Origin of the sequence: Roseinatronobacter bogoriensis DSM 18756 (assembly GCF_004366635.1) — a bacterium.
GTDB classification, from domain to species: domain Bacteria; phylum Pseudomonadota; class Alphaproteobacteria; order Rhodobacterales; family Rhodobacteraceae; genus Roseinatronobacter; species Roseinatronobacter bogoriensis.
Genome location: NZ_SORN01000004.1, coordinates 51,622 through 72,710, shown reverse-complemented (window position 1 = coordinate 72,710; position 21,089 = coordinate 51,622). Strand labels below are relative to the sequence as shown.

General features: G+C 58.3%; 20 protein-coding genes. 14 read left to right on the top strand and 6 right to left on the bottom strand.

Going from position 1 to position 21,089, the window contains the following annotated elements:
- Positions 1 to 89: 89 nt before the first annotated feature.
- Together EV660_RS10525 and EV660_RS10520 are read left to right on the top strand one after the other, a co-directional pair.
- The gene (locus EV660_RS10525; RefSeq protein ID WP_184409753.1) at positions 90 to 1,052 is read left to right on the top strand and encodes an L-threonylcarbamoyladenylate synthase; all 963 of its coding nucleotides are present in this window, start codon (positions 90 to 92) and stop codon (positions 1,050 to 1,052) included.
- 77 nt (positions 1,053 to 1,129) lie between these two features.
- The gene (locus tag EV660_RS10520) at positions 1,130 to 1,543 is read left to right on the top strand and encodes a VOC family protein (protein WP_071482027.1); all 414 of its coding nucleotides are present in this window, start codon (positions 1,130 to 1,132) and stop codon (positions 1,541 to 1,543) included.
- On the opposite strand, the gene cutA is transcribed toward EV660_RS10520, so the two are convergent.
- The gene (gene cutA, locus EV660_RS10515) at positions 1,519 to 1,851 is read right to left on the bottom strand and encodes a divalent-cation tolerance protein CutA (protein WP_071480437.1); all 333 of its coding nucleotides are present in this window, start codon (positions 1,849 to 1,851) and stop codon (positions 1,519 to 1,521) included. The two genes, EV660_RS10520 and cutA, sit on opposite strands and share 25 nt — an antisense overlap.
- A gap of 416 nt (positions 1,852 to 2,267) precedes the next feature.
- Positions 2,268 to 3,638 (bottom strand): L-serine ammonia-lyase, encoded by a 1,371-nt coding sequence (locus tag EV660_RS10510; RefSeq protein WP_071480436.1) that lies wholly within the window; start codon positions 3,636 to 3,638, stop codon positions 2,268 to 2,270.
- Between the two features lie 150 nt (positions 3,639 to 3,788).
- Between EV660_RS10510 and EV660_RS10505 the strand changes: the two genes are divergently transcribed.
- From EV660_RS10505 to EV660_RS10475, 7 genes are all read left to right on the top strand, one after another.
- Positions 3,789 to 4,181, top strand: a complete 393-nt coding sequence (locus EV660_RS10505; RefSeq protein WP_071480435.1) for a c-type cytochrome — start codon at positions 3,789 to 3,791, stop codon at positions 4,179 to 4,181.
- Between the two features lie 99 nt (positions 4,182 to 4,280).
- Complete coding sequence (rpiA, locus tag EV660_RS10500; protein WP_071480434.1) at positions 4,281 to 5,069, top strand: ribose-5-phosphate isomerase RpiA; 789 nt, start codon at positions 4,281 to 4,283, stop codon at positions 5,067 to 5,069.
- Positions 5,070 to 5,078: 9 nt separating this feature from the next.
- Complete coding sequence (gorA, locus tag EV660_RS10495; RefSeq protein WP_071480433.1) at positions 5,079 to 6,443, top strand: glutathione-disulfide reductase; 1,365 nt, start codon at positions 5,079 to 5,081, stop codon at positions 6,441 to 6,443.
- Positions 6,444 to 6,513: 70 nt separating this feature from the next.
- Positions 6,514 to 7,638: an FtsH protease activity modulator HflK gene (gene hflK, locus EV660_RS10490; RefSeq protein ID WP_071480432.1), complete on the top strand. Its 1,125-nt coding sequence runs from the start codon at positions 6,514 to 6,516 to the stop codon at positions 7,636 to 7,638.
- The gene (gene hflC / locus EV660_RS10485) at positions 7,638 to 8,642 is read left to right on the top strand and encodes a protease modulator HflC (protein ID WP_084634830.1); all 1,005 of its coding nucleotides are present in this window, start codon (positions 7,638 to 7,640) and stop codon (positions 8,640 to 8,642) included. The genes hflK and hflC overlap by 1 nt, the downstream gene beginning before the upstream one ends.
- 12 nt (positions 8,643 to 8,654) lie before the next feature.
- A complete protein-coding gene (locus EV660_RS10480; RefSeq protein WP_071480431.1) occupies positions 8,655 to 8,858 on the top strand; it encodes a DUF2065 domain-containing protein in 204 nt (67 codons plus the stop codon).
- A 145-nt stretch (positions 8,859 to 9,003) separates the two neighbouring features.
- A complete protein-coding gene (locus EV660_RS10475) occupies positions 9,004 to 10,476 on the top strand; it encodes a Do family serine endopeptidase (protein ID WP_084634828.1) in 1,473 nt (490 codons plus the stop codon).
- Positions 10,477 to 10,548: 72 nt separating this feature from the next.
- On the opposite strand, the gene EV660_RS10470 is transcribed toward EV660_RS10475, so the two are convergent.
- Positions 10,549 to 10,986 carry a peptidoglycan-binding domain-containing protein gene (locus EV660_RS10470; RefSeq protein WP_157798924.1) on the bottom strand — a complete coding sequence of 146 codons (438 nt, stop codon included), beginning with the start codon at positions 10,984 to 10,986 and terminating at the stop codon, positions 10,549 to 10,551.
- A 173-nt stretch (positions 10,987 to 11,159) separates the two neighbouring features.
- Between EV660_RS10470 and EV660_RS10465 the strand changes: the two genes are divergently transcribed.
- Positions 11,160 to 11,483, top strand: a complete 324-nt coding sequence (locus EV660_RS10465; protein WP_071482025.1) for a 2Fe-2S iron-sulfur cluster-binding protein — start codon at positions 11,160 to 11,162, stop codon at positions 11,481 to 11,483.
- A gap of 152 nt (positions 11,484 to 11,635) precedes the next feature.
- Here the strand turns inward: EV660_RS10465 and EV660_RS10460 are convergent, their stop codons facing one another.
- Genes EV660_RS10460 through galU form a run of 3 tightly spaced genes read right to left on the bottom strand, consistent with a single transcriptional unit; the run spans position 11,636 to position 12,937 of the window.
- Positions 11,636 to 11,836 (bottom strand): hypothetical protein, encoded by a 201-nt coding sequence (locus EV660_RS10460; protein ID WP_084634826.1) that lies wholly within the window; start codon positions 11,834 to 11,836, stop codon positions 11,636 to 11,638.
- 1 nt (position 11,837) lies between these two features.
- On the bottom strand, positions 11,838 to 12,032 hold the full coding sequence (locus EV660_RS10455; protein ID WP_084634825.1) for an NAD-dependent epimerase/dehydratase family protein: 195 nt from the start codon (positions 12,030 to 12,032) through the stop codon (positions 11,838 to 11,840).
- A gap of 5 nt (positions 12,033 to 12,037) precedes the next feature.
- A complete protein-coding gene (gene galU, locus EV660_RS10450) occupies positions 12,038 to 12,937 on the bottom strand; it encodes a UTP--glucose-1-phosphate uridylyltransferase GalU (protein WP_071480428.1) in 900 nt (299 codons plus the stop codon).
- A gap of 373 nt (positions 12,938 to 13,310) precedes the next feature.
- Between galU and EV660_RS10445 the strand changes: the two genes are divergently transcribed.
- The 4 genes from EV660_RS10445 to EV660_RS10430 are packed head-to-tail and all read left to right on the top strand — an operon-like array spanning position 13,311 to position 20,794.
- Positions 13,311 to 15,575 carry an acyl-CoA dehydrogenase gene (locus EV660_RS10445; RefSeq protein WP_071480427.1) on the top strand — a complete coding sequence of 755 codons (2,265 nt, stop codon included), beginning with the start codon at positions 13,311 to 13,313 and terminating at the stop codon, positions 15,573 to 15,575.
- Positions 15,572 to 16,861, top strand: coding sequence for an acetyl-CoA C-acetyltransferase (locus EV660_RS10440; RefSeq protein ID WP_071480426.1), 1,290 nt, complete (start codon positions 15,572 to 15,574; stop codon positions 16,859 to 16,861). Before EV660_RS10445 ends, EV660_RS10440 begins: the two co-directional genes overlap by 4 nt.
- Positions 16,861 to 18,939 (top strand): 3-hydroxyacyl-CoA dehydrogenase NAD-binding domain-containing protein, encoded by a 2,079-nt coding sequence (locus tag EV660_RS10435; RefSeq protein ID WP_071480425.1) that lies wholly within the window; start codon positions 16,861 to 16,863, stop codon positions 18,937 to 18,939. Before EV660_RS10440 ends, EV660_RS10435 begins: the two co-directional genes overlap by 1 nt.
- The gene (locus EV660_RS10430; RefSeq protein WP_084635090.1) at positions 18,932 to 20,794 is read left to right on the top strand and encodes an acetyl-CoA hydrolase/transferase C-terminal domain-containing protein; all 1,863 of its coding nucleotides are present in this window, start codon (positions 18,932 to 18,934) and stop codon (positions 20,792 to 20,794) included. Before EV660_RS10435 ends, EV660_RS10430 begins: the two co-directional genes overlap by 8 nt.
- Positions 20,795 to 21,089 lie beyond the last annotated feature (295 nt).

Sequence of the window (21,089 nt, the reverse complement as noted above, 5' to 3'; positions counted from 1 at the left end):
CAAGGTGACACCAAGCGCATATGACGATGCAACCCCCCTGTCATAGCGATGTAAGGCAGGATTCCAAACCGAAACGCCGCGTCACAATTATGAAACATCTGCCCCACAAGACACTGATACTTGCCCCGGACCCAGACGGCATTGCCAATGCTGCACGCTTGCTGTGCGCAGGCCAGTTGGTCGCAATGCCAACGGAAACTGTCTATGGTCTGGCAGGTGATGCGCGTAATGCAGATGCGGTCGCGGCCATTTTCGCTGCCAAAGGGCGCCCGTCCTTCAATCCGCTGATCGTGCATGTCGCCTCTGTGGCAGAGGCGCAGCGCATCGCCGAATTACCGCCAGCCGCCCTGTCGTTGGCATCCGCTTTCTGGCCCGGCCCGCTGACATTGGTTGCGCCGCTTCGCACGGGTCATGGCTTGGCACCAGCAGTCACGGCGGGGCTACAGACAGTGGCCATCCGGGTGCCTGCGCACCCGCTGGCGCAGAGGCTGCTTGCCGAATTTGGCGCACCGCTTGCCGCGCCATCCGCCAACCCATCGGGACGAATCAGCCCGACAACGGTGGCGCATGTTCTGGGCGGGCTTGAAGGGCGCATTGCGGCCATTCTGGATGGCGGAAGCTGCGCGGTCGGGCTGGAATCCACCATCGTCGGTTTCGAAGACGGCATGCCAGTTATCTTGCGCGAAGGCGGCATTAGCCGCGAGGCAATCGCAAACTGCCTCGGCACCTGCGCCGCCCCCTCCACGAGGGACAAGATCACCGCGCCCGGTCAGCTTGCATCCCATTATGCGCCGCGCGCGACACTGCGCCTGAACGCAAATGCCCCGAAACCCGGTGAGATCTGGATCGGCTTTGGCCCACAATGTGCCGAAGCCAGACTGACCCTTTCACCGACAGGCAACCTGGACGAGGCCGCCTCTCGGCTATTTGCCGTGCTGCATGAAGCAGATGCGACCGGCCAGCCGATTGCTGTTGCCCCTGTGCCAGATCACGGGCTGGGTGCTGCGATAAACGACCGGTTACGGCGCGCGGCGGCACCACGTTCGGGATGAGCCTTGCAAATCTTGCGTAACTTGTGGGACATGCGTTCCAACTCGTGCACCGTTCACAGCGCCATGAAGGAGAAGCCATGTTAATGCCGTTTCATTTCGCCTATCACGTCCGCGATCTGGATGAGGCGCGCCAGTTCTACGGCCAGATTCTTGGATGCAAAGAGGGGCGTAGCACGGACACTTGGGTCGATTTCGACTTTTTTGGCCATCAGATCAGCCTGCACAAGGGCGAACCCTTCAGCAATGCCCCCACCGGCAAGGTCGGAGATCACATGGTCCCGATGCCCCATTTCGGTCTGGTGCTGGATGCAGAGCGGTTTTCGGAACTGGCGAAACGGCTGGAAGTGGCCGGTGTCGAATTTGTCCTGCCCCCGTCCCTGCGTTTCGAAGGGCAACCGGGTGAACAATGGACAATGTTTTTCCGCGACCCGTCCGGCAACCCTATCGAGGTAAAGGGTTTTGCCGATCAGTCGCAGATCTTCGCAAGCTGAGTTTCCTGCGCAATCCAGTCGGCGACACCCGGCCCCACTGCCTGTACAGGGAGCGCGATGATTGCAGGTAATTCAAAGGGATGCGTGGCACGGATTTGCGCACAAACCGCGTCGAAATTATCCGCCGGAGTCTTCAACCGTAGCAAGACTTCGGATTCTGAATCAATCTGACCCTGCCAGATGAACAGGCTCTCAATCTTCGGCAGAAGATTGGCACAAGCGACCAGTTTCTTGCGCAGACATGCACTTGCGATCTTTCGTGCACTGTCCTTGTCGGGACAGGTGACCTCGACTTCGAACAGATCCATCCATGCCTCCTTAGATCAGTATGCCAGAGTGTTCACTATGCGTATGCGGTGGTACAAAAACCATGATCTGCCGCAAATCGCCACGAAGCCGCCCCAGTGTTCTGCCCCGCGCACAAAGTGCTACCTCGAGCGACGACGTTCAGTGTTCGCGGGACTTTGCGGACATAGCAAAGCCGGGTGCAACGCCGCGTCGCGTCGCGTCGGGCCGCGGTGCGGCGATCCAAGGTTTACTCTATAGCGCTTTATGCTGGCCAAGTCCTTGAGAGATCAGATCGTTGCGCTGGGCGTAGCCAAATCGCCGTGCCGTGGGTGCGGCCCTTTAAGTCACGGCGGCCTGCGGCCTTGCTTCCGCGCTGCCTAAAAACGGCAACGGCCCCCAAACCCACCATCGGAGCCTCATGTGTCAGCGCCACACCCTAACAGTTCGGCACATTCACCGCCAAGCCGCCAAGCGCAGTTTCCTTGTATTTTTCCGACATGTCCGCGCCTGTCTGGCGCATGGCTTCGATGCAATTGTCCAGCGGCATGAAATGCGTCCCATCCCCGCGCAGCGCAAGGCTGGCGGCTGATATCGCCTTGATCGCACCCAGCCCATTGCGTTCGATACATGGGACCTGAACCAACCCCTTCACCGGGTCACATGTCATGCCAAGGTGGTGTTCCAGCGCAATTTCGGCGGCGTTTTCAACTTGTTCAGGCGTGCCGCCAAGCACTGCGGCAAGCCCGGCAGCCGCCATTGCAGCCGCAGACCCCACCTCGGCCTGACAACCGCATTCCGCGCCAGAGATTGAGGCATTGTGCTTGACCAGCCCACCGATCGCAGCAGCAGTCAGTAGAAACTCGCCCACACGCGCCTCGCTTGCGCCGGGCACATGGTCCAGCCAGTATCGGATCGTTGCAGGCACAACGCCTGCGGCACCATTGGTCGGGGCTGTCACCACTTGCCCGCCTGCGGCGTTTTCTTCGTTTACCGCCATTGCATACACACTGATCCAGTCATTGATCGTATGTGGCGCGTTCAGGTTTAGGCCGCGCTCTGCCTCCAGCGCTGCGCGAATAGCAGCCGCGCGCCTGCGCACCTGCAACCCCCCCGGCAAAATTCCCTCGGCTGTCATCCCCCGGTCTATACAGTCATTCATCACTTGCCAGATCCGCCGCATCCCCTGATCCAGCGCAATCGGTCCACGAACGGCCAATTCGTTTGCCCGCTTCATGGCGGCGATGGACTTGCCACTGTCGCGCGCCATGACCAGCATCTGCGCCGCGGTCTCAAAGGGATAGGGGAAATCGGCTGTGGGTTTGCGCGGTGGCGCGCTAAGCTCTGCCTCGGTCACAACAAAACCGCCACCTATTGAATAATAGGTTTCCTGCGCAATCACGTCGCCCTGCGCATCAGTTGCCATCAGGCGCAGACCGTTTGAATGGCCAGGAAGCCGTGTGTCATAGTCAAAGATCAAATCGGTCTTGGGTGCAAATGACAGCCTGCCCAGACCTTTTGCATCAATCCAGCCATTGGCGGCAATATCGCTCAATGCCTGCTCTGCCTGCGCGGCGTCATAGGTGTCGGGCGTAAACCCAGCCAAGCCAAGGATCACCGCACGATCTGTCGCATGACCAACCCCGGTGAAAGCAAGTGATCCGTGCAACGATGCGCGCAGCCCTGCAACAGAAAAGGACAGTCCCCGCAAATGGTCCAGAAACCGTGCCGCCGCCACCATAGGCCCCATTGTGTGAGATGAAGATGGTCCAATCCCGATCTTGAACATGTCGAAGACTGACAAGAACATGCGCGCGCTCCTTCGTGATGCAAACTTGGACCTGTCTAACCGTAAACTGCGTGCTTGAGATAGCGCGCAGCGACATGAATTGCGCGAAACCAGACCAGCGGCAGCTATCGCCCCTTGGCAGGGGGCGCAAAATACGGCAGTCTTGCGGCTATGAAACCGACTGGAAAAATCGTGTCGCTTGCGGCTTTGCTGATGCTCTCTGGCGCGGCCTGTTCGCCTTGGACCAGCCCGCAAGCAGGCAGCAATATTTATGCGCAGAACTGTGCCGCATGTCATGGTGACGACGGGCGCGGCGGGGCGCAGGTGCCGGACCTGACCGGTATCGCGGCGCGTGCCGGTGGCACTTATCCGCAAAGCATGGTGTTGGACAAGCTTGATGGTTACGCGCGCGGTGCCGTTGTCTATTCGGATATCGAAATGCCAAATTTCGGTGATCTGTTGACCGGCAGGCTGACCAGAGTGCAGACGGATCAGGGCCTCTCTTGTCCTGTGCCCGAACGGATCGCCGCGCTTGATGCCTATCTACAGTCGATCCAGCGTTAAGCTTGCCGCTGTACGATCACGCCAGTACAGGACCGATTCTGCTTTTATCCTACCCCGCAAAAAGCCTATAAGGCGCGCGACCGAGATAGAGGGACCGCGATGACCGACCAACTTACTCCCATTGACCGCGCCAAATACACAGCCGCGCATTGCGCAGCCGATTTCGTGCAGGATGGTATGCGGGTCGGGCTTGGAACCGGGTCCACGGCGGCATGGATGGTGCGTCGGCTTGGCACACGGATTAAGCAGGAAGGGCTACGCATAATCGCGGTGCCGACATCTACGCGCACGGCGCAACTGGCGCGCGATGTCGGGATTAATGTCGTCTCGCTGGACGAGGCGCGCTGGCTGGACCTGACCATAGATGGCGCTGATGAATTCGATGCCGAACTGACATTGATCAAGGGTGGCGGCGGGGCACTGTTGCAAGAAAAGATTGTGGCGACCGCCTCTGACCAGATGATCGTGATCACCGATGCGGCCAAGGAAGTGAAGACGCTGGGCGCTTTCCCCCTTCCTGTCGAGGTGATCCCCTTTGGCTGGCGCGCGACCAAGGCACTTGTCGAAGAGGTTCTGGCCTCGATGGATGTGATGGGCCAGAATTCCAGCCTGCGCGTGAATGGCGACAAGCCCTTTGTGACGGATGAAGGCAACTATATCCTTGATCTGGACCTTGGCCGGATCGGCAATCCGCGCCAGTTGGCATTGGTGCTGAATCAGGTGCCCGGCGTGGTCGAGAATGGATTGTTCGTCGATATTGCGGATCAGGTTGTGATTGGCCATGCCGATGGAACATGCGAATTACGCGACCTCAGCAGCGGCACCCCCGAGACAAGCACCCGCCAGATCGACCTTGAGGATTCGCGCAACATTTTCTCTGACCTGTAAGGGGTGACGATGAGTTTTGACTACGACCTGTTTGTCATAGGCGGCGGCTCTGGCGGCGTGCGTGCTGCACGGATTGCCGCGTCAGAATACGGGGCAAAGGTCGCGCTTGCAGAAGAATACCGCATGGGGGGCACATGCGTCATTCGTGGCTGTGTTCCCAAGAAGCTGATGGTTTTTGCCTCTGGCTTTCCCGGCGCGGTTGCGGATGCGCAGGCTTATGGCTGGGATGCGCAAATCGCAGGGTTTGACTGGAGTGCATTCCGCAACAAGCTGGACCGCGAACTTGACCGGCTGGAAGGCGCATATCGCGGCAATCTGGAACGCGCGGGCGTCGAGATTTTCGACTGTCGCGCCACAGTCGCAGGCCCGCATGAGATACGCCTTGCCGACGGGCGAGAGGTCACATCCAAGCATATCTTGATTGCCACGGGTGGGCGCCCCGTCGTTCCGGAGAAGTGGCAGGGTTTCGGGGCCATGACCTCGAACGACGTGTTCAAGATGGAACAATTGCCAAAATCGCTGCTGATTGTTGGGGGCGGATATATTGCCAGCGAGTTTGCCTGCATCTTTAACGGCCTTGGGGTCAAGACCACACAATTCTACCGCGGCGCGCAAATCCTGCGCGGCTTCGATGAAGAGGCGCGCGGCCATATTGCGAATGAAATGCTGGGAAATGGCGTTGATTTGCAACTGGGAACGGATGTGCTGGAAATGGAAGAACGCGACGGGCAGACATGGGTCAAGGCGACGACGGGCCATGATGGCAGCTATGATGCAGTGCTGTTTGCAACCGGGCGTCGCCCTAATACCGATGGCCTAGGGCTACAGGCGCTTGGGATGGAGCTGAAAGCAAATGGTGCGATCAAGGTCGATCAGTATAGCCAGACAAGCATCCCTTCGATCTATGCTGTGGGCGATGTGACTGACCGCGCCAATCTGACCCCGGTGGCCATCCGCGAAGGGCATGCTTTTGCCGACACAGTGTTCGGCGGCAAACCCACATATTTCGATCATGGCCTGATCCCCACTGCCATTTTCACGCAGCCGGAATATGGCACGGTCGGCCTGACCGAAGAGGACGCCCGCGCGCAAGGCCCTGTCGATGTCTATTGCGCGGCCTTCCGGCCCATGCACAGCCTGTTCGCAGGCCGTGACAATCGCGCGATGATGAAGCTGATCGTTTGCCGCAAGACCGACAAGGTGCTAGGGTGCCATATCGTTTCTGACCATGCGGGGGAGATGATCCAGCTTGCGGGGGTCGCTGTTGCCATGGATGCAACGAAAGCGGATTTTGACCGTACCTTGGCTGTGCATCCGACGATGGCGGAGGAACTGGTCACAATGCGGACTGCGACGCGCAGCCACACTGATTGAGGGTTGATTTAGGCGGGCTTCAGCCCACCTTCTGACAAAACATGAAACCAAAACAATGAATGGAGTCCGGATGTCTGGGAACAACGGTGGACCTTGGGGAGGGGGCGGCAATCGCGGCGGTGGAAATCGCGGCAGCGGCGGCGGTGGCCGCGGCGGTGATGGCCAGCCTCCCATGCCCGAAATTGATGAGATCGTGAAAAAAGGCCAAGAGCAGTTGCGCGTTCTGATGGGCGGCGGTGGCGGTGGTCGCGGCGGCAATGGAACCGGGGGGCCTGGTTTTTCGAAACGTGGCGTTCTTATCGGCCTTGTCGCGCTGGTGGTGATGTGGGCTTTCGCATCGTTCTACACTGTACGCCCCGAAGAGCGTTCGGTCGAACTGCTGTTCGGGCAGTATTACAAGACTGGCAATCCGGGCCTGAACTTCGCCCCTTGGCCTGTCGTCTCGCATGAGGTCGTGCAGGTCACCACCGAGCGCGTGACCGAGGTGGGCACAGGGCGCAGCGCGCTGGATACCGGCCTGATGCTGACCCGCGACGAAGCGGTTGTGGACATTGAATTCCAGGTCGTCTGGAATGTCACCGATCCCGCGCGCTTCCTGTTCAATCTGGCCGATCCGCGCGAAACAGTGCGCGCCGCGTCAGAATCTGCGATGCGTGATATTATCGCACGCTCTGAACTGTCGCCAATTCTGAACCGCGACCGCGGCTCGATCGCGGCGGATCTGCGTGCAGCGGTTCAAGGGCTTCTGGACAGCTACGAATCCGGGATCAACGTCATTCGTGTCAACTTCGACAAGGCCGACCCGCCAGAGCAGGTGATCAACGCCTTCCGCGATGTGCAGACCGCGCGTCAGGAACGTGACCGTCTGGAACGCGAAGCGGATGCCTATGCAAACCGTGTTCTTGCGCAGGCACGTGGTCAGGCAGCACAGCTTCAGGAAGAAGCTGAAGCCTACCGCGCCGAAGTTGTGAATAACGCACAAGGTGAAGCTGCGCGTTTCGTGTCGGTCTATTCGGAATATGTGAATGCACCCGAAGTGACACGCAAGCGTATGTATCTGGAAACGATGGAACGCGTTCTGGGTGATATGAGCCTGACCATTCTTGACAATGTAACCGGCGCTGAAGCTGGTGGCTCTGGTGTGTTGCCGTATCTGCCACTCGACTCGCTGAGCCGGACAAGGAGTGCCAACTAATGAAAAAAGCAGGATTTTTTCTGCCGGTTCTGGTTGTAGCAATTATCACAGCGTTTTCGGCTTTGTTCATCGTGGACGAACGTGAAAACGTGCTGGTGCTGCAATTCGGTCAGGTCAAGCAAGAGATCACAGAGCCCGGTCTGGGCTTCAAGATCCCTTTCATTCAGGAAGTGGTGCGTTACGACTCGCGTATTCTGGGCCTGCAAACCCAGCCACTGGAAGTCACGCCGCTGGATGACCGCCGTCTGGTCGTCGATGCGTTCCTGCGCTGGCGTCTGGTCGATGTGCGGCGCTTCCGCGAAGCTGTTGGTGTTGATGGTGTCCGCGCAGCACAGGGCCGCATGGACCGCATCATGAATGCTGCCATTCGTGAAGTGCTGGGTTCGGTCCCATCCAACGCGGTGTTGTCGGAAGATCGTACAGGTTTGATGAACCGCATCCGCGATCTGGCACGCCGCGAGGCGCAAACCCTCGGGATCGAAGTGATCGACGTGCGCCTGACCCGTACCGACCTGCCGCAAGAGAACCTTGAAGCAACCTTTGCCCGGATGCGCGCAGAACGTGAACGCGAAGCAGCCGACGAACGGGCCCGCGGGAACGAGGCAGCACAGCGTGTTCGCGCGCTGGCAGATCGTACTGTGATCGAGCTGGTTTCCGCCTCGCGCCGCGAAGCAGAGATCATCCGAGGCGAGGCAGACGCAGAGCGTAACCGCATCTATGCAGAAGCCTTCAATCTGGACCCGGAATTCTTTGCCTTCACGCGGTCGATGCAAAGCTATGAACGTGCATTGCGCGGCGACAATTCCAACATGGTCTTGCGCCCCGATAGCGAGTTCTTCGCCTTCCTGCGCTCGGACGGTTCATCTGAAAGCATCTTTCAGGCCGCACGCGACGCCGCTGACGCATTGGCCGATGATCCGGACATGATCTTGCAACGTGCGCCGGAATCGGACCCCGAAGAACCCGACGCAGTGCGCGAGCTTGAAGCCATTATCGGCAATTAAGGGCACGCGCAGATGACATTGCAAACACTGGTTCTGGCCATTGGGTTGGTTCTGGTCTTCGAGGGGCTGGTCTTTGTACTGGCCCCTCGTCGCATTGAGGATATACTGCGCTTGTTGGCAAGCATGCCGATTGAGGCGCGCCGCATGATCGGCCTTGTGGCGCTGGTGATCGGGGCAGTGGTGGTCACGCTTTCAGGCATGCTGGGCGCAGGCTGACCAACGCGGCAGTTGCGTCTGACAGGTTTTCACGTCTGGTTGAAAGAGTGAAACGAAAATTGCGTTTCCGCAAACACGTCATAGATTGCATACAAGACTATTGGCAGCGTTGCTGGCCCAACGAAAACATGAATAGGAGAATTCCATGATGTCTCACGTCATGACCAAGCGCCCAGAGCATCCCGGCATTGTGCAAATGCTGCATGCCCTTACTCTGGCACTGGTCTTTGTGGTCGCACTGGTCACAGTTGCACATTCACAAGATAACCGCCCCGAGAGTTTTGCAGATCTGGCGGAACGGGTCAGCCCGTCTGTGGTGAACATTACGACGACCACGACAGTCGCATCCCGCCTTGATGATGCGCCACGCCTGCCCGAAGGGTCCCCGTTCGAGGATTTCTTCCGCGACTTCTTTGACGCCCCCGAAGGACAGCCCAACCGGCCGCGCCGCAATCAGGCGCTTGGCTCCGGGTTTGTTATTTCGGAAGACGGGTATATCGTAACCAATAACCACGTGATCGAGGGCGCCGATGAAATCCGTGTCGAGTTCTTCTCGGGGCTTGAACTGGACGCTGAACTTGTCGGCACCGACCCGGCAACCGACATTGCCCTGCTGAAGGTCGACCATGACAGCACCTTGCCATTCGTGCCTTGGGGGGACGCGGAAGCCGCCCGTGTGGGTGACTGGGTGATTGCTGTCGGGAACCCGCTTGGTCAGGGCTTCTCTGTCAGCGCCGGGATCATCTCGGCACGCGGGCGCGCCTTGCAGGGGAATTATGACGACTACATCCAGACAGATGCCGCGATCAACAGGGGCAATTCTGGTGGTCCATTGTTCAATCTGGATGGCGAAGTGATCGGTGTGAATACCGCTATTCTGTCGCCCACTGGTGGGTCTATCGGGATCGGCTTTGCGATGTCATCCAATGTTGCGCTGAATGTCGTCGATCAGTTGCAGGAATTCGGCTCCACCCGTCGTGGCTGGCTTGGTGTCCGTATTCAGGACCTGACCGAAGAGATGGCAGAGGCAATCGGACTTGAAGAGGCGCGTGGGGCCATGGTCACGGACGTGATGGAAGGCCCGTCGCTGGATGCAGGTATGCTGGCCGGAGATGTGATCTTGCGCTTTGACGATGGCGATGTAAATGACACGCGCATGCTGGTGCGCCGGGTCGGCGATGCCGGTGTCGGCCGCGATGTTGAGGTGATCGTGTATCGCAGTGGCGAAGAGGTTGCCCTCACCGTCACACTCGGACAGCGCGAATTGTTCGAAGCAGCGGCCCGCGAAACGGCACCTTCGCAAGACACAGCGCCCGAACCATCCAGCCTGCTTGGCATGACCCTGCAAGAGCTTGATGATGCAGTGCGCGACGAATTAAGCCTTGCCGCTGGCGCCACCGGTCTGGTTGTGCGCGAGGTTGAGGAAGGAAGCGATGCTGCTGAAAAAGGCATCATGGCAGGTGATCTGATTACCGAGGCCAACCAACAGCCAATCGCTACAATCGAAGATCTGGAAGCACGTGCAGAAGAAGCGCGCGATGCGGGCCGCCGTTCCTTGCTGGTTCTGCTGCGCCGCGATGGTGACCCACGGTTTGTGGCGCTAAGCTTGGAGGACTGAGGCAACTCAGACATGCAATAACAGAAAACGCGCGCCCGACAGGCGCGCGTTTTTCATGTCATCACTTGCAGATCAATTGCGCTGCACATCTATCGGCAGCAAGCCAAGTTGTTGCGCCGCCTCTAGCGTAAGGATCGGACTATTGAACCCGTTTGCGCCCTGAAATGCCTGCACGGCCGCGCGCGTTTGCGCATCCGGTTTACCGGTCACCTGCCCGTCATAAAAGCCGCGCGCCGCGAGGCTGCGTTGCAACGCCTGCATGAAATCATGTGTGATCTGTTCCGGGCAAGGCACACGAAAGGCGACCTCCTCGATAACAGTGGAAGAAGACGCAGAGGAATACCGCGCCCAGCATTCGCGTGCGGTGGGGGCAGATAATGAAATACTTGCCAATTGCACCTTGGCCTGAGTGACCATGACAGAATCGCCGCTGGCCGGACCGGCAATAACGGCAGCAAGCAAGGCAAGGGCTGCACCACTCCAGCGTGTATGTGATTCTCTGTGTGACATATCTTCCTCAAGGTAACGCATATCGCAACTTTCTGAAAACATGACATCCGATTCCGGCCAAAAATGGTCCGTTGTGTGACAAATGGCACGAATATCACGGCAGAAATTCGGCTGGTCAAACCCCGTCTGCTGGCTTATCTCCGCCCTGCGAGATGCGTCAGAAAGAGGGTTTCATGGCCAAGATCACCTATGTCGAATTTAACGGTAAAGAACATGTCGTCGAAGTTGCCAACGGATTGACCGTTATGGAAGGTGCACGCGACAACGGCATTCCCGGCATTGAAGCCGATTGCGGCGGTGCATGTGCATGTTCCACATGCCATGTTTATGTGGCCGCTGATTGGGTCGAAAAACTGCCGGCAAAAGATCCGATGGAAGAAGACATGCTGGATTTTGCCTATGAACCAGACCCCGCGCGCTCTCGTCTGACATGCCAGATCAAGGTCAGCGATGCGCTTGACGGCCTGACCGTTCATATGCCTGAAAAGCAAATCTGAACGATTTTGCCTTTTGCAGGCAGTCGGTTTGACGTTGGATAGATTGTTGAAATGCTACAGTGGCGGGACATCCCGCCGCTGCGTGACGTGTCACCTGTTTTGTACAGGGCTTGGCCAGTAACGCCAGCTGCCCGCACCTGCGCTGTCAGAATCTAGCCTGAATACCCGCCTGTCTGATGCCACCGCCACGGATCTGCGAACATCAGACCCAGGGTCAAGCGCTCGGCAATCCAGCCCAGTTCATCACAAGCGCGCTGGCTGCCAGAGACCAGCGCCACGGCATCGCCTGCGCGGCGCGGTCCGTATTCATGGGGGGCATCAATGCCAATGGCAGAGGCGCAATGCCCGATCACATCACCAACTGAAAACCCCTCGCCCGTGCCAAGATTGAAGACCTGACTGCCCCGCCCAGCCCGTGGACAGATTGTCAAATGTGACTGGAACATACCCGGCGCGCGCCAACTGCTTGCAAGCATGCCGACCAATATAACCCGCGCTGCCGGTCACATGAACATGCGGCGCGGATGCGTCGATCAGTTCAGCTTGCATGACGCTTACCCATCTGGATTTCCACTCTCAGGGCGTTCCAACCGATCCCGAAGCAAGGCAAGAAACTGTGCCCCATAAACCGGGTTGGACAGAGCAACATCAACAATCGCAGTCAGATAGCCGAATTTATCACCGCAATCATAGCGCTTTGCCGCATTCAGAATAGCAGACACCTTGCCTTGTCTGGCCAGATGATCAATCGCATCAGCAAGTTGGATTTCACCGCCCGCCCCCGGGGCCAATCCGCGCAGAATATCGAAAATCTCTGGCGTGAACACATAGCGCCCGAAAGATGCCATTCGGGACAGGGCATCTTCTATCGAAGGCTTCTCGACCAGACCATCAACATTGATCATGCCGTCGTCACCGGTGACACCCGGCTTCAATATCCCGTATTTTGAAACATCTTCCGCATCCACTTCTGAGACGGACAGGATCGTATGCGGATAACGCGAAAACGCTTCGACCAAAGCTTGCGTCGGCAAATAACTGCCCTGCATCAGGTCATCGGCCAGAAGCACCACAAATGGGTTTTTCCCCACCGCCGGGGCCGCACACAGAACCGCATGGCCAAGCCCCAGCGGCTCTGGCTGCCTGACGAAAATACACGACACCCCTTCTGGCACGATATTGCGCACCATATCGCGCAAGTCGCTTTTGCCTTTGGCAAGAAGCTGGCTTTCAAGTTCCAGATTGGCGTCAAAATGGTCGCCCACAGCGCGCTTGTTGCGCCCGGTGACAAAAATCAACTCGGTTATACCAGCCTGAACGGCCTCTTCGACGGCATATTGCACAATCGGCTTGTCGATAATCGGCAAAAGCTCTTTCGGCATTGCTTTGGTCGCCGGCAAAAATCTTGTTCCGAAGCCTGCAACTGGGAACACGGCTTTTGTGATTGATGACATATCTCACTTTCTTTTGGGGTCAGATCCTGAGTTCTGAGCGAAGATACCGAGTTTCAGACAAACATCCAACCTTTAGGCGAGTTGTCAACAATCCACAGGAGTTTCTGTATATTTGACCATTATTTATGCGGTTTTCTTGAACACCATGTGACACTGCAACAGTGATGATGCGAAGAATTCTCTGCGGCACGTGTAAATTTTCACCGATCATTCACGGTGAACTCTTGTTCCAAAGTCTGGCTGCATTCAGTGCGTCCATCCCTTCGCAATAATCCAAATCCGGCGCGCAGCACGTGCCCAGTTCAGACCCTGCAGCTCGCGCTAACCACGGAACGGATCGCGTGCCGGAACGTTGGTTTGTCTGGAGGACATCATGCCATCATTCCGCACCAAGCACATCACCCGCCCTATCTATCACTGGGCCAAGCGCGCCATGCCCGGACTTTCCCAGACTGAAAGAGAAGCCTTGGAAGCCGGTGAAGTCTGGTGGGACGCAGAATTGATGTCGGGCAATCCTGATTGGCAAAAGCTGCTATCCGTCAGCCCGCCGACACTCAGCGAGGCAGAGCAGGATTTCCTAGACGGCCCTTGCACAACGCTATGCGGAATGCTGGACGACTGGAAAATCAACCGCATCGATGGTGATCTAAGCCCTGAAATCTGGGCTTTCATGCGCACGCACAAATTTTTTGGTCTGATCATTGCGCAGAAATATGGCGGGCTGGGGTTCTCGGCCTATGCCCATTCCGAGGTGGTGCGCCGCATATCAATGGTGTCCATCCCTGCTGCGGTCACCGTAATGGTGCCCAATTCTCTGGGTCCGGGCGAATTGCTGCATCTGTTTGGCACAGACGCACAGAAAGAGCATTGGTTGCCGCGTCTGGCGGATGGCCGCGAACTGCCGGCATTCGGCCTTACCAGCGACGAAGGCGGGTCCGATGCTTCTGCGATGCAGGATACCGGCGTTGTCGGTCATGGCCAATGGCAGGGAAAAGAGGTTCTGGGTATCCGGCTGAATTGGGCCAAACGCTATATCACGCTTGCGCCTGTTTGCACGCTGCTGGGTCTGGCATTCAAATTAGAGGACCCCGATGGCCTTTTGGGGGAAGACCCTGAGCCGGGCATCACATGCGCCCTTGTGCCAACCGATTTGCCGGGGGTCGAGACCGGGCGCAGGCATATTCCGTCCGGCACAATGTTCCAGAATGGACCAACCACCGGCACGGATGTGTTCATCCCGATTGACAACATCATTGGCGGCGCGGAACAGGCAGGCAAGGGCTGGATGATGCTGATGAGTGCACTCGCGGCAGGCCGGGGTGTGTCGCTGCCATCGCTTGCATGTGCGGGCACAACCCTGGCAGCGTATTCCAGCGGCGCTTACGCGCGCATACGCGAACAGTTCAACCTGCCAATCGCCAAGTTCGGCGGCATTCAGGAACCCCTCGCGCGGCTTGCCGCCAGCGCCTATGCGGTTGAGGCTGCACGCCATCTGACTTGCGCGGGCCTTGATGAAGGGCGTGCTTTATCAGTTATTTCAGCGCTGATGAAATACACCGCAACCGACAGGATGCGCGCAGCAATTGACGACGCGATGGATATCCACGCAGGCAAAGCAGTCATAGATGGGCCGATGAATTACCTCTCTGCCAATTACCGCGCGGTGCCGATCGGCATCACCGTGGAGGGGGCGAATATTGTGACTCGGTCGCTTATGGTGTTTGGACAGGGCGCGATCCGGGCGCACCCGCATCTGCTGAATGAAATTCTTGCGCTGGAAGACGGGCAGGAAGACGAAGGCTTGGCCGCGTTTGATAAACATTTTTGGGCTCATGTCGGCCATTCGATCCGCACAGTCGGCCGCAGTCTTGGCCGCGCGCTGACAGGCGCGCGCTTCGCGCCTGCACCGGCGCGCGCGACCGAAGCACGCGATGCGCCGCTGTATCGCGAGTTGGCGCGCTGGTCCTCGGCCTATGCCATCACCGCAGATATGGCGTTTCTGACAATCGGCGGCGGGCTGAAGCGGATGGAAATGCTGTCAGGGCGCATGGCTGATATCCTGAGCGAGCTGTATCTCACCTCCGCCGTGCTGAAGCGGTGGCAGGACGATGGCAGACGGGCAGAGGATTTTGATCTGGTCCTGTACAACGCGCAAAGCTCTTTCGCACGGATCAGCGCCTCGCTGGACGAGACGATTGCCAACTTTCCCTCTCGCGGGGCGGCATTGATCTTGCGCGCCATTACCCGCCCACGCGCCGTTGCGCGCCCCCCGTCAGATGCACTGACAGCGCGTTGCGCCGCGCTTGTCAGCGAACCAGGCCCGGTGCGTGACCGGTTGGGAAAAGACCTGTCAGGACCGGGGCAAAGCGCGGGGATCGCGGCACTGAACGATGCTTATGACAAGACAATCGCAACCGATGAATTGCGCAAGCGCCTTCGGGAATTAAGCATGTCGCCCGGACAGGCCCTTGAGACCGGATTGCTGACACAAGCTGAGAAGGCAGAGCTGGATGCGCTGGCACAGTCTGTTGCGCGAGTAATCGCAGTCGATGATTTCTCGGCCGAGGAATTTGCCGCGCTTCTGCCCGCGCGCGACAGTGAAGCGCATTCAAGCCCGAAATCGGAGGCCGCAGAATGAGCACATCAAAAGACGTCTATCTGATCGACGGAACACGCACCCCTTTTCTGAAGGTTCGCGGCAAACGCGGCCCCTTCACCCCTGTCGATCTGGCGGTGCAATGTGGGCGGCCCCTGTTGGCGCGCCAGCCATTTGCAGCAGACGCATTCGACATGGTCATTCTTGGCTGCGTCAATGTCATCGCGGATGAAATGAATCCCGCCCGCGTGGCCGCGTTGCGGCTGGGCATGGGCGAGGCGATGGTGTCTTTTACAGTGCAGATCAATTGCGGGTCGGGGATGCAATCCATCGACACGGCTTTTCGTACAATCCGGGAAGGGTCGGCAGAAATGATCCTTGCAGGCGGCGCAGAAGCACTAAGCCACGCCCCTCTTGTGCTGCGCGATGATGCTGTGGATTGGCTTGGCGGGATGCGGGCGGCGACCGGCCCCGTGTCAACGGCACGCAATGCCCTTCAGATCAGGCCACGACACCTGAAGCCCGTTATCGGGCTGGAGCGCGGGTTGACCGACCCGATCACCGACTTGAGCATGGGCCAAACGGCGGAACTTCTGGCGCATCATTTCGGGGTTACCCGCACCATGGCCGACACCTATGCCACAGAAAGCCACAGCCGCCTTGCCGCCGCACAACAGGACGGCACCTTGGAAGAAGAGGTCATGCCCGCCTTTGACCGCGACGGCAGGGCCTACCACAAGGATGACGGCGTACGCCCGCAAAGCTCAGTCGAGCAGCTTGGCAAGTTGAACCCGGTTTTCGAAAAACCATACGGGCAGGTGACAGCAGGCAATGCCTCACAAGTAACGGATGGTGCGTCTTGGTGCATTCTGGCTTCGGCCGAGGCGGTCGAGAAACACAAATTAACGCCAATCGCCCGGCTGGTAGGCAGCGAATGGGCCGCACTGGACCCTTCGGTGATGGGGCTGGGGCCGGTCATGTCCGCAACGCCACTATTGTCGCGACATGGGTTTGGCAGCGCAGATATTGACCTGTGGGAAATCAACGAAGCATTCGCGGCGCAGGTTCTGGCCTGCCTTGCCGCGTGGCAGGATGAAACCTTCTGTCACGAGGTGCTGGGGCTGGACGACAGCTTTGGCACGATCCCGCGCGACAAACTGAACATACACGGTGGTGCCATCTCGCTTGGCCACCCGGTCGGGACAAGCGGCAACCGTATTGTGCTGCATCTTGCCAATTCATTGAGAAAACACGGCATGAAACGGGGCGTTGCAACCGAATGCATCGGCGGCGGGCAAGGTGGCGCAATGCTTCTGGAGGCGGTGTAATGACGATGACTTTGGCAGAATTTCTGAAACCATCGGTACTGGAACTGGGCGGCACGACGGGTGCCCTTGGCGATGGCGCATGGCGCTACGGGGTTGATGACGATCAAATCGGCTGGCTGGTCCTCGATTGCCCTGATGCATCGGTGAATACCATTTCGGACACGGTTTTGCGCGAGTTGGATACCCATCTAGATGGGATTGTAGCGCAGCCCCCGCGTGTGCTGGTCCTGCGATCCGGCAAGGCAGCGGGCTTTGCGGCTGGCGCTGATATCCATGCCCTTGGCGATATGGAGGCCGATCAGGCCAAAACCCTGCTGACCGAAGCACACACTGTTCTGAAGCGACTGGAAGGGCTGTCCTGCCCAAGCGTGGCCGTCATTCACGGCGCGGCACTTGGGGCGGGGTTTGAACTCGCCCTCGCCTGCGATTTCCGCATCGCGGTAGACGGGGCGTCTTTCGGATTGCCAGAGGTGCAGTTGGGCTTGCATCCGGGGTTAGGCGGCACATGGCGTCTGCCAGAATTGATCGACCCGGTTCAGGCCATGCAGATGATGCTGACGGGCAAAACCGCGCATACCAAACGCGCAAAGGATCTGGGCATCGCTGATATGGTGGTCGAAGAACGCCATATCGGTGCTGCGGTCCGTGCAATTTCAAACGGCAGCGTTGCGCAACAGTCACGCGGTATGTTGAGCAAGGCATTCACCCTTTCAACAGCGCGCTCGCTGGCGGGTGAAAAAATGCGGCGCGAAGTGCAGAAAAAGGCACCGAAAGCGCATTACCCCGCCCCTTACGCGCTGATTGACAACTGGGTGGAGCATGGCAATGACCCCGCTGCCATGCAAACCGCCGAGATTGCGTCATTCGCCAAGCTGTTGCAGACCGAGACCAGCAAGAACCTGATCCGCGCTTTCAAGCTGCGCCAGCGATTGAAACAGACCGCCAAGACCGCTTGCACCATTGAGCGCGTCCATATCGTTGGCTCAGGCAATATGGGGGCGGAAATTGCGGCATGGTGTGCCATGCAGGGCAAGCGAGTTTCTGTCTCCGACCCCGACAATGACGCGCTTGGCAAAATGATTTATCGCGCCACCCGGATTTGCGCAGACAACCACAAGGACAGGCGCGCCACGCGCGACACGTTGGACCGCCTCATGCCTGACCCGAGAGGCTATGGTCTGCGCAATGCCGACCTTGTCATCGAGGCGGGGCCAGAAAATACGGAGGCAAAAGCCAAGATATTTACCGAGCTGAGCCAGAAGATGAACCCGCACGCAATTCTGGCAACCAATACATCCAGCCTGCAACTGTCGGAACTGCGCACGCATGTCGCGGACAAGACGCGCTTTGCAGGGCTACATTTCTTCAATCCCGTCAGCAAGGTGCCCCTGATTGAACTGGTCCGCCATGACACCACAAGCAGGGAAACAAGCGCGCAACTGATGGCGTTTTGTGCAGCCATCAACCGGCTGCCGGTCGCCGTGAGTGACGCGCCCGGCTTTCTGGTTAATCGCGCGCTCATGCCTTATCTGCTGGAAGCCTTGTTGCTGATGGATGAAGGCGTTGCAAAAGAGCGGATTGATCAGGCCGCGTTGCAGTTCGGTATGCCAATGGGACCCGTCACACTGGCCGATCAGGTGGGGCTGGATATTTGCCTTGATGTCGCTGAAAGCCTGAACGCGTCTATTGAACGCCCGATTGCCAGAATCCCCGATCTGCTGCGCGACAAGGTCGAGGCCGGAGAACTGGGGCAAAAAACCGGTCGCGGCTTTTATGACTGGTCAGATGGCCCGCCAAAACCGTCGTCAGATGCGGCCCTAGATGTTGATCTGACAGACCGTCTGATCCTGCCCATGTTGAACGCCTGCGCCGAATGCTTGCGCAAGGATGTGGTCGAAAGTGAAGAGGAACTGGATGCCGCAATGATCTTTGCCACAGGCTTCGCGCCGTTCCGTGGCGGGCCGATGAATTATGCCCATGCGCGGGGAGTGGCTGGCATCCGCGCGCGCTTGTCAGAACTTGAACAGGCACATGGCGCGCGGTTTGGACCAGATGCCTATTGGGACAAACATGCCTGAGTCCACCGCGCATTTCACCAGCGAAGCGCCAGTAATTGACTGGATACTGAACAATGTCGGGCGTGATCTGCGCGTGGCCTTGCCACTTGGGCTGGGAAAGCCCGTCACCCTTGTAAATGCACTTGTGCAAAGGGCCTGTGACGACCCATCAATCCAGTTACAGATTTTTACGGCCCTGACACTTGAGCGCCCGGACCCGTCCTCGGACATGGAACGCCGGTTCTTGGCCCCAGCGCTGGACCGGCTATTTGGCGATTACCCACAGATCGACTATGCAAGCATGCTGCGCGATGGCACCTTGCCTGACAATATCCAAGTCACCGAGTTTTTTGTGCAATCCCCGAACTGGGTCAAGGTGCCGCAGGCCCAGCAGAATTATGTCTCTGCCAATTATACCCATGCGCTGGATGTCTTGCTGGAACAACAACCAAACCTTGTTTTACAATTGCTTGCGCATGATGAGGGCCGTCTGAGCCTGTCATGCAACCCGGACATCACCAGCGACCTGCTACACCTTAGAAAACAGGGCAAGGCAGAGTTTGTATTTGTCGGGCAGGTGCATGACGATCTTCCCTTCATGCCGGGAAGCGCAGAGATTGACCTGTCCGAATGCGACACGCTGCAAACACCCGATACGCCACCGCATGAACTGTTCTCGGTCGTCAAACAACCTGTATCCTTGCAAGATCATGCCATTGCATTGCACACATCGCGGCTTATCCGCGATGGGGGCACCTTGCAGATCGGGATCGGCCAGATCGGCGATGCGATTGCCCATGCCCTGACCCTGCGGCAGGAGGCAAAGATTGGCCCGATATGGGACAGTTGCCCCTTTCCCCGTGCTGCCTGCTTCAATGAAACCGGGCCTTTTCAGACAGGCCTCTACAGTGTGACCGAGATGCTGGTCGATGGCCTGCTAGCCCTGTTCGAGCGCGGAATCATCCGCCGAAAGGTGGACGGTATCGCCATTCATGCGGGTTTTTTTCTGGATAGTCGCGATTTTTACAAGCGGCTGAAGGACTTGCCCGCAAAGGACCGCGCTCGCATTGCCATGATCCCTGTGTCTTTCACCAATTCCCTACTGGGCGACGAAGCGGCCAAACGCGCAGCCCGTCAGCATGCCCGGTTCATCAATTCGGCCATGATGGTAACGCTTCTGGGCGCAGTGGTTTCGGATGGAACCGAGGATGGTCAGGTCGTCAGCGGCGTTGGCGGGCAGTTCAATTTCGTCACCCAAACCTTTGCGCTGCAAGACGCCCGCGCGATCATCACATTACCTGCAACACGACAAGGAAGTTCCGGGCTGAGTTCGAATATCCGGTTTTCCTATGGTCACGTTACAATTCCACGGCACCTTCGCGATATCGTGGTCACGGAATATGGCATTGCTGATTTGCGCGGCAAAAGTGACGCGGACACGATCGCTGCCCTTCTGGAAATAGCTGACAGCCGGTTTCAGATAGAGTTGGAGCGTAAGGCCAAGGCATCGGGCAAACTGCCCGACAGCTACCGCCTGCCCGATAGCGCGCGCAATAATACACCACAAGCGCTTAAATCATGGCTTGCCCCCCATCGCGCGCGCGCCCTGCCATCCTTTCCATTGGGCACGGATTTCACGCCGATCGAGCAGCATCTTTTACCTGCACTGGCCGATCTGCGCCACGCCAGCACCTGGCCCCCTGCCCTTCTTTCGCTGATGCTGAAAGGTCTGCGTGGGACGCCGGGACAACGGGAACAAGCCGCGCTGGAACGCATGGGACTGGCGCGGGCACAGGGCTTGAAACCGCGTCTGTCGGCGCTTGCTTTGCGCGGGGCGTTGCGAGGACAGGAAGCAGATGTGAGCGTTCAAGAGTAACCGCTTACCATGTGCAATTGTTCAGCGGATGACATTTGGCCTTTTGCGCACGATGCAAGCTCGCACCACAAGTGATACAAGTCGACTTTGCGCGAGAAGCAGACATATTGAGACCGGATGCAAAGCCGTGCAGCGCCGGGCCGCGGTGCGGCGACCCAAGGTTTACTCTGCAGCACTTTATGCTGGCCAAATCCGTGTAAGATCAAATCTATGCGCTGGTGGTAGCCAAATCGCCGTGCCGTGCGGGCGGCCCGGCGATGCGCGGCGGCCTTCGGCCTTGATTCCGCGCCGGTCA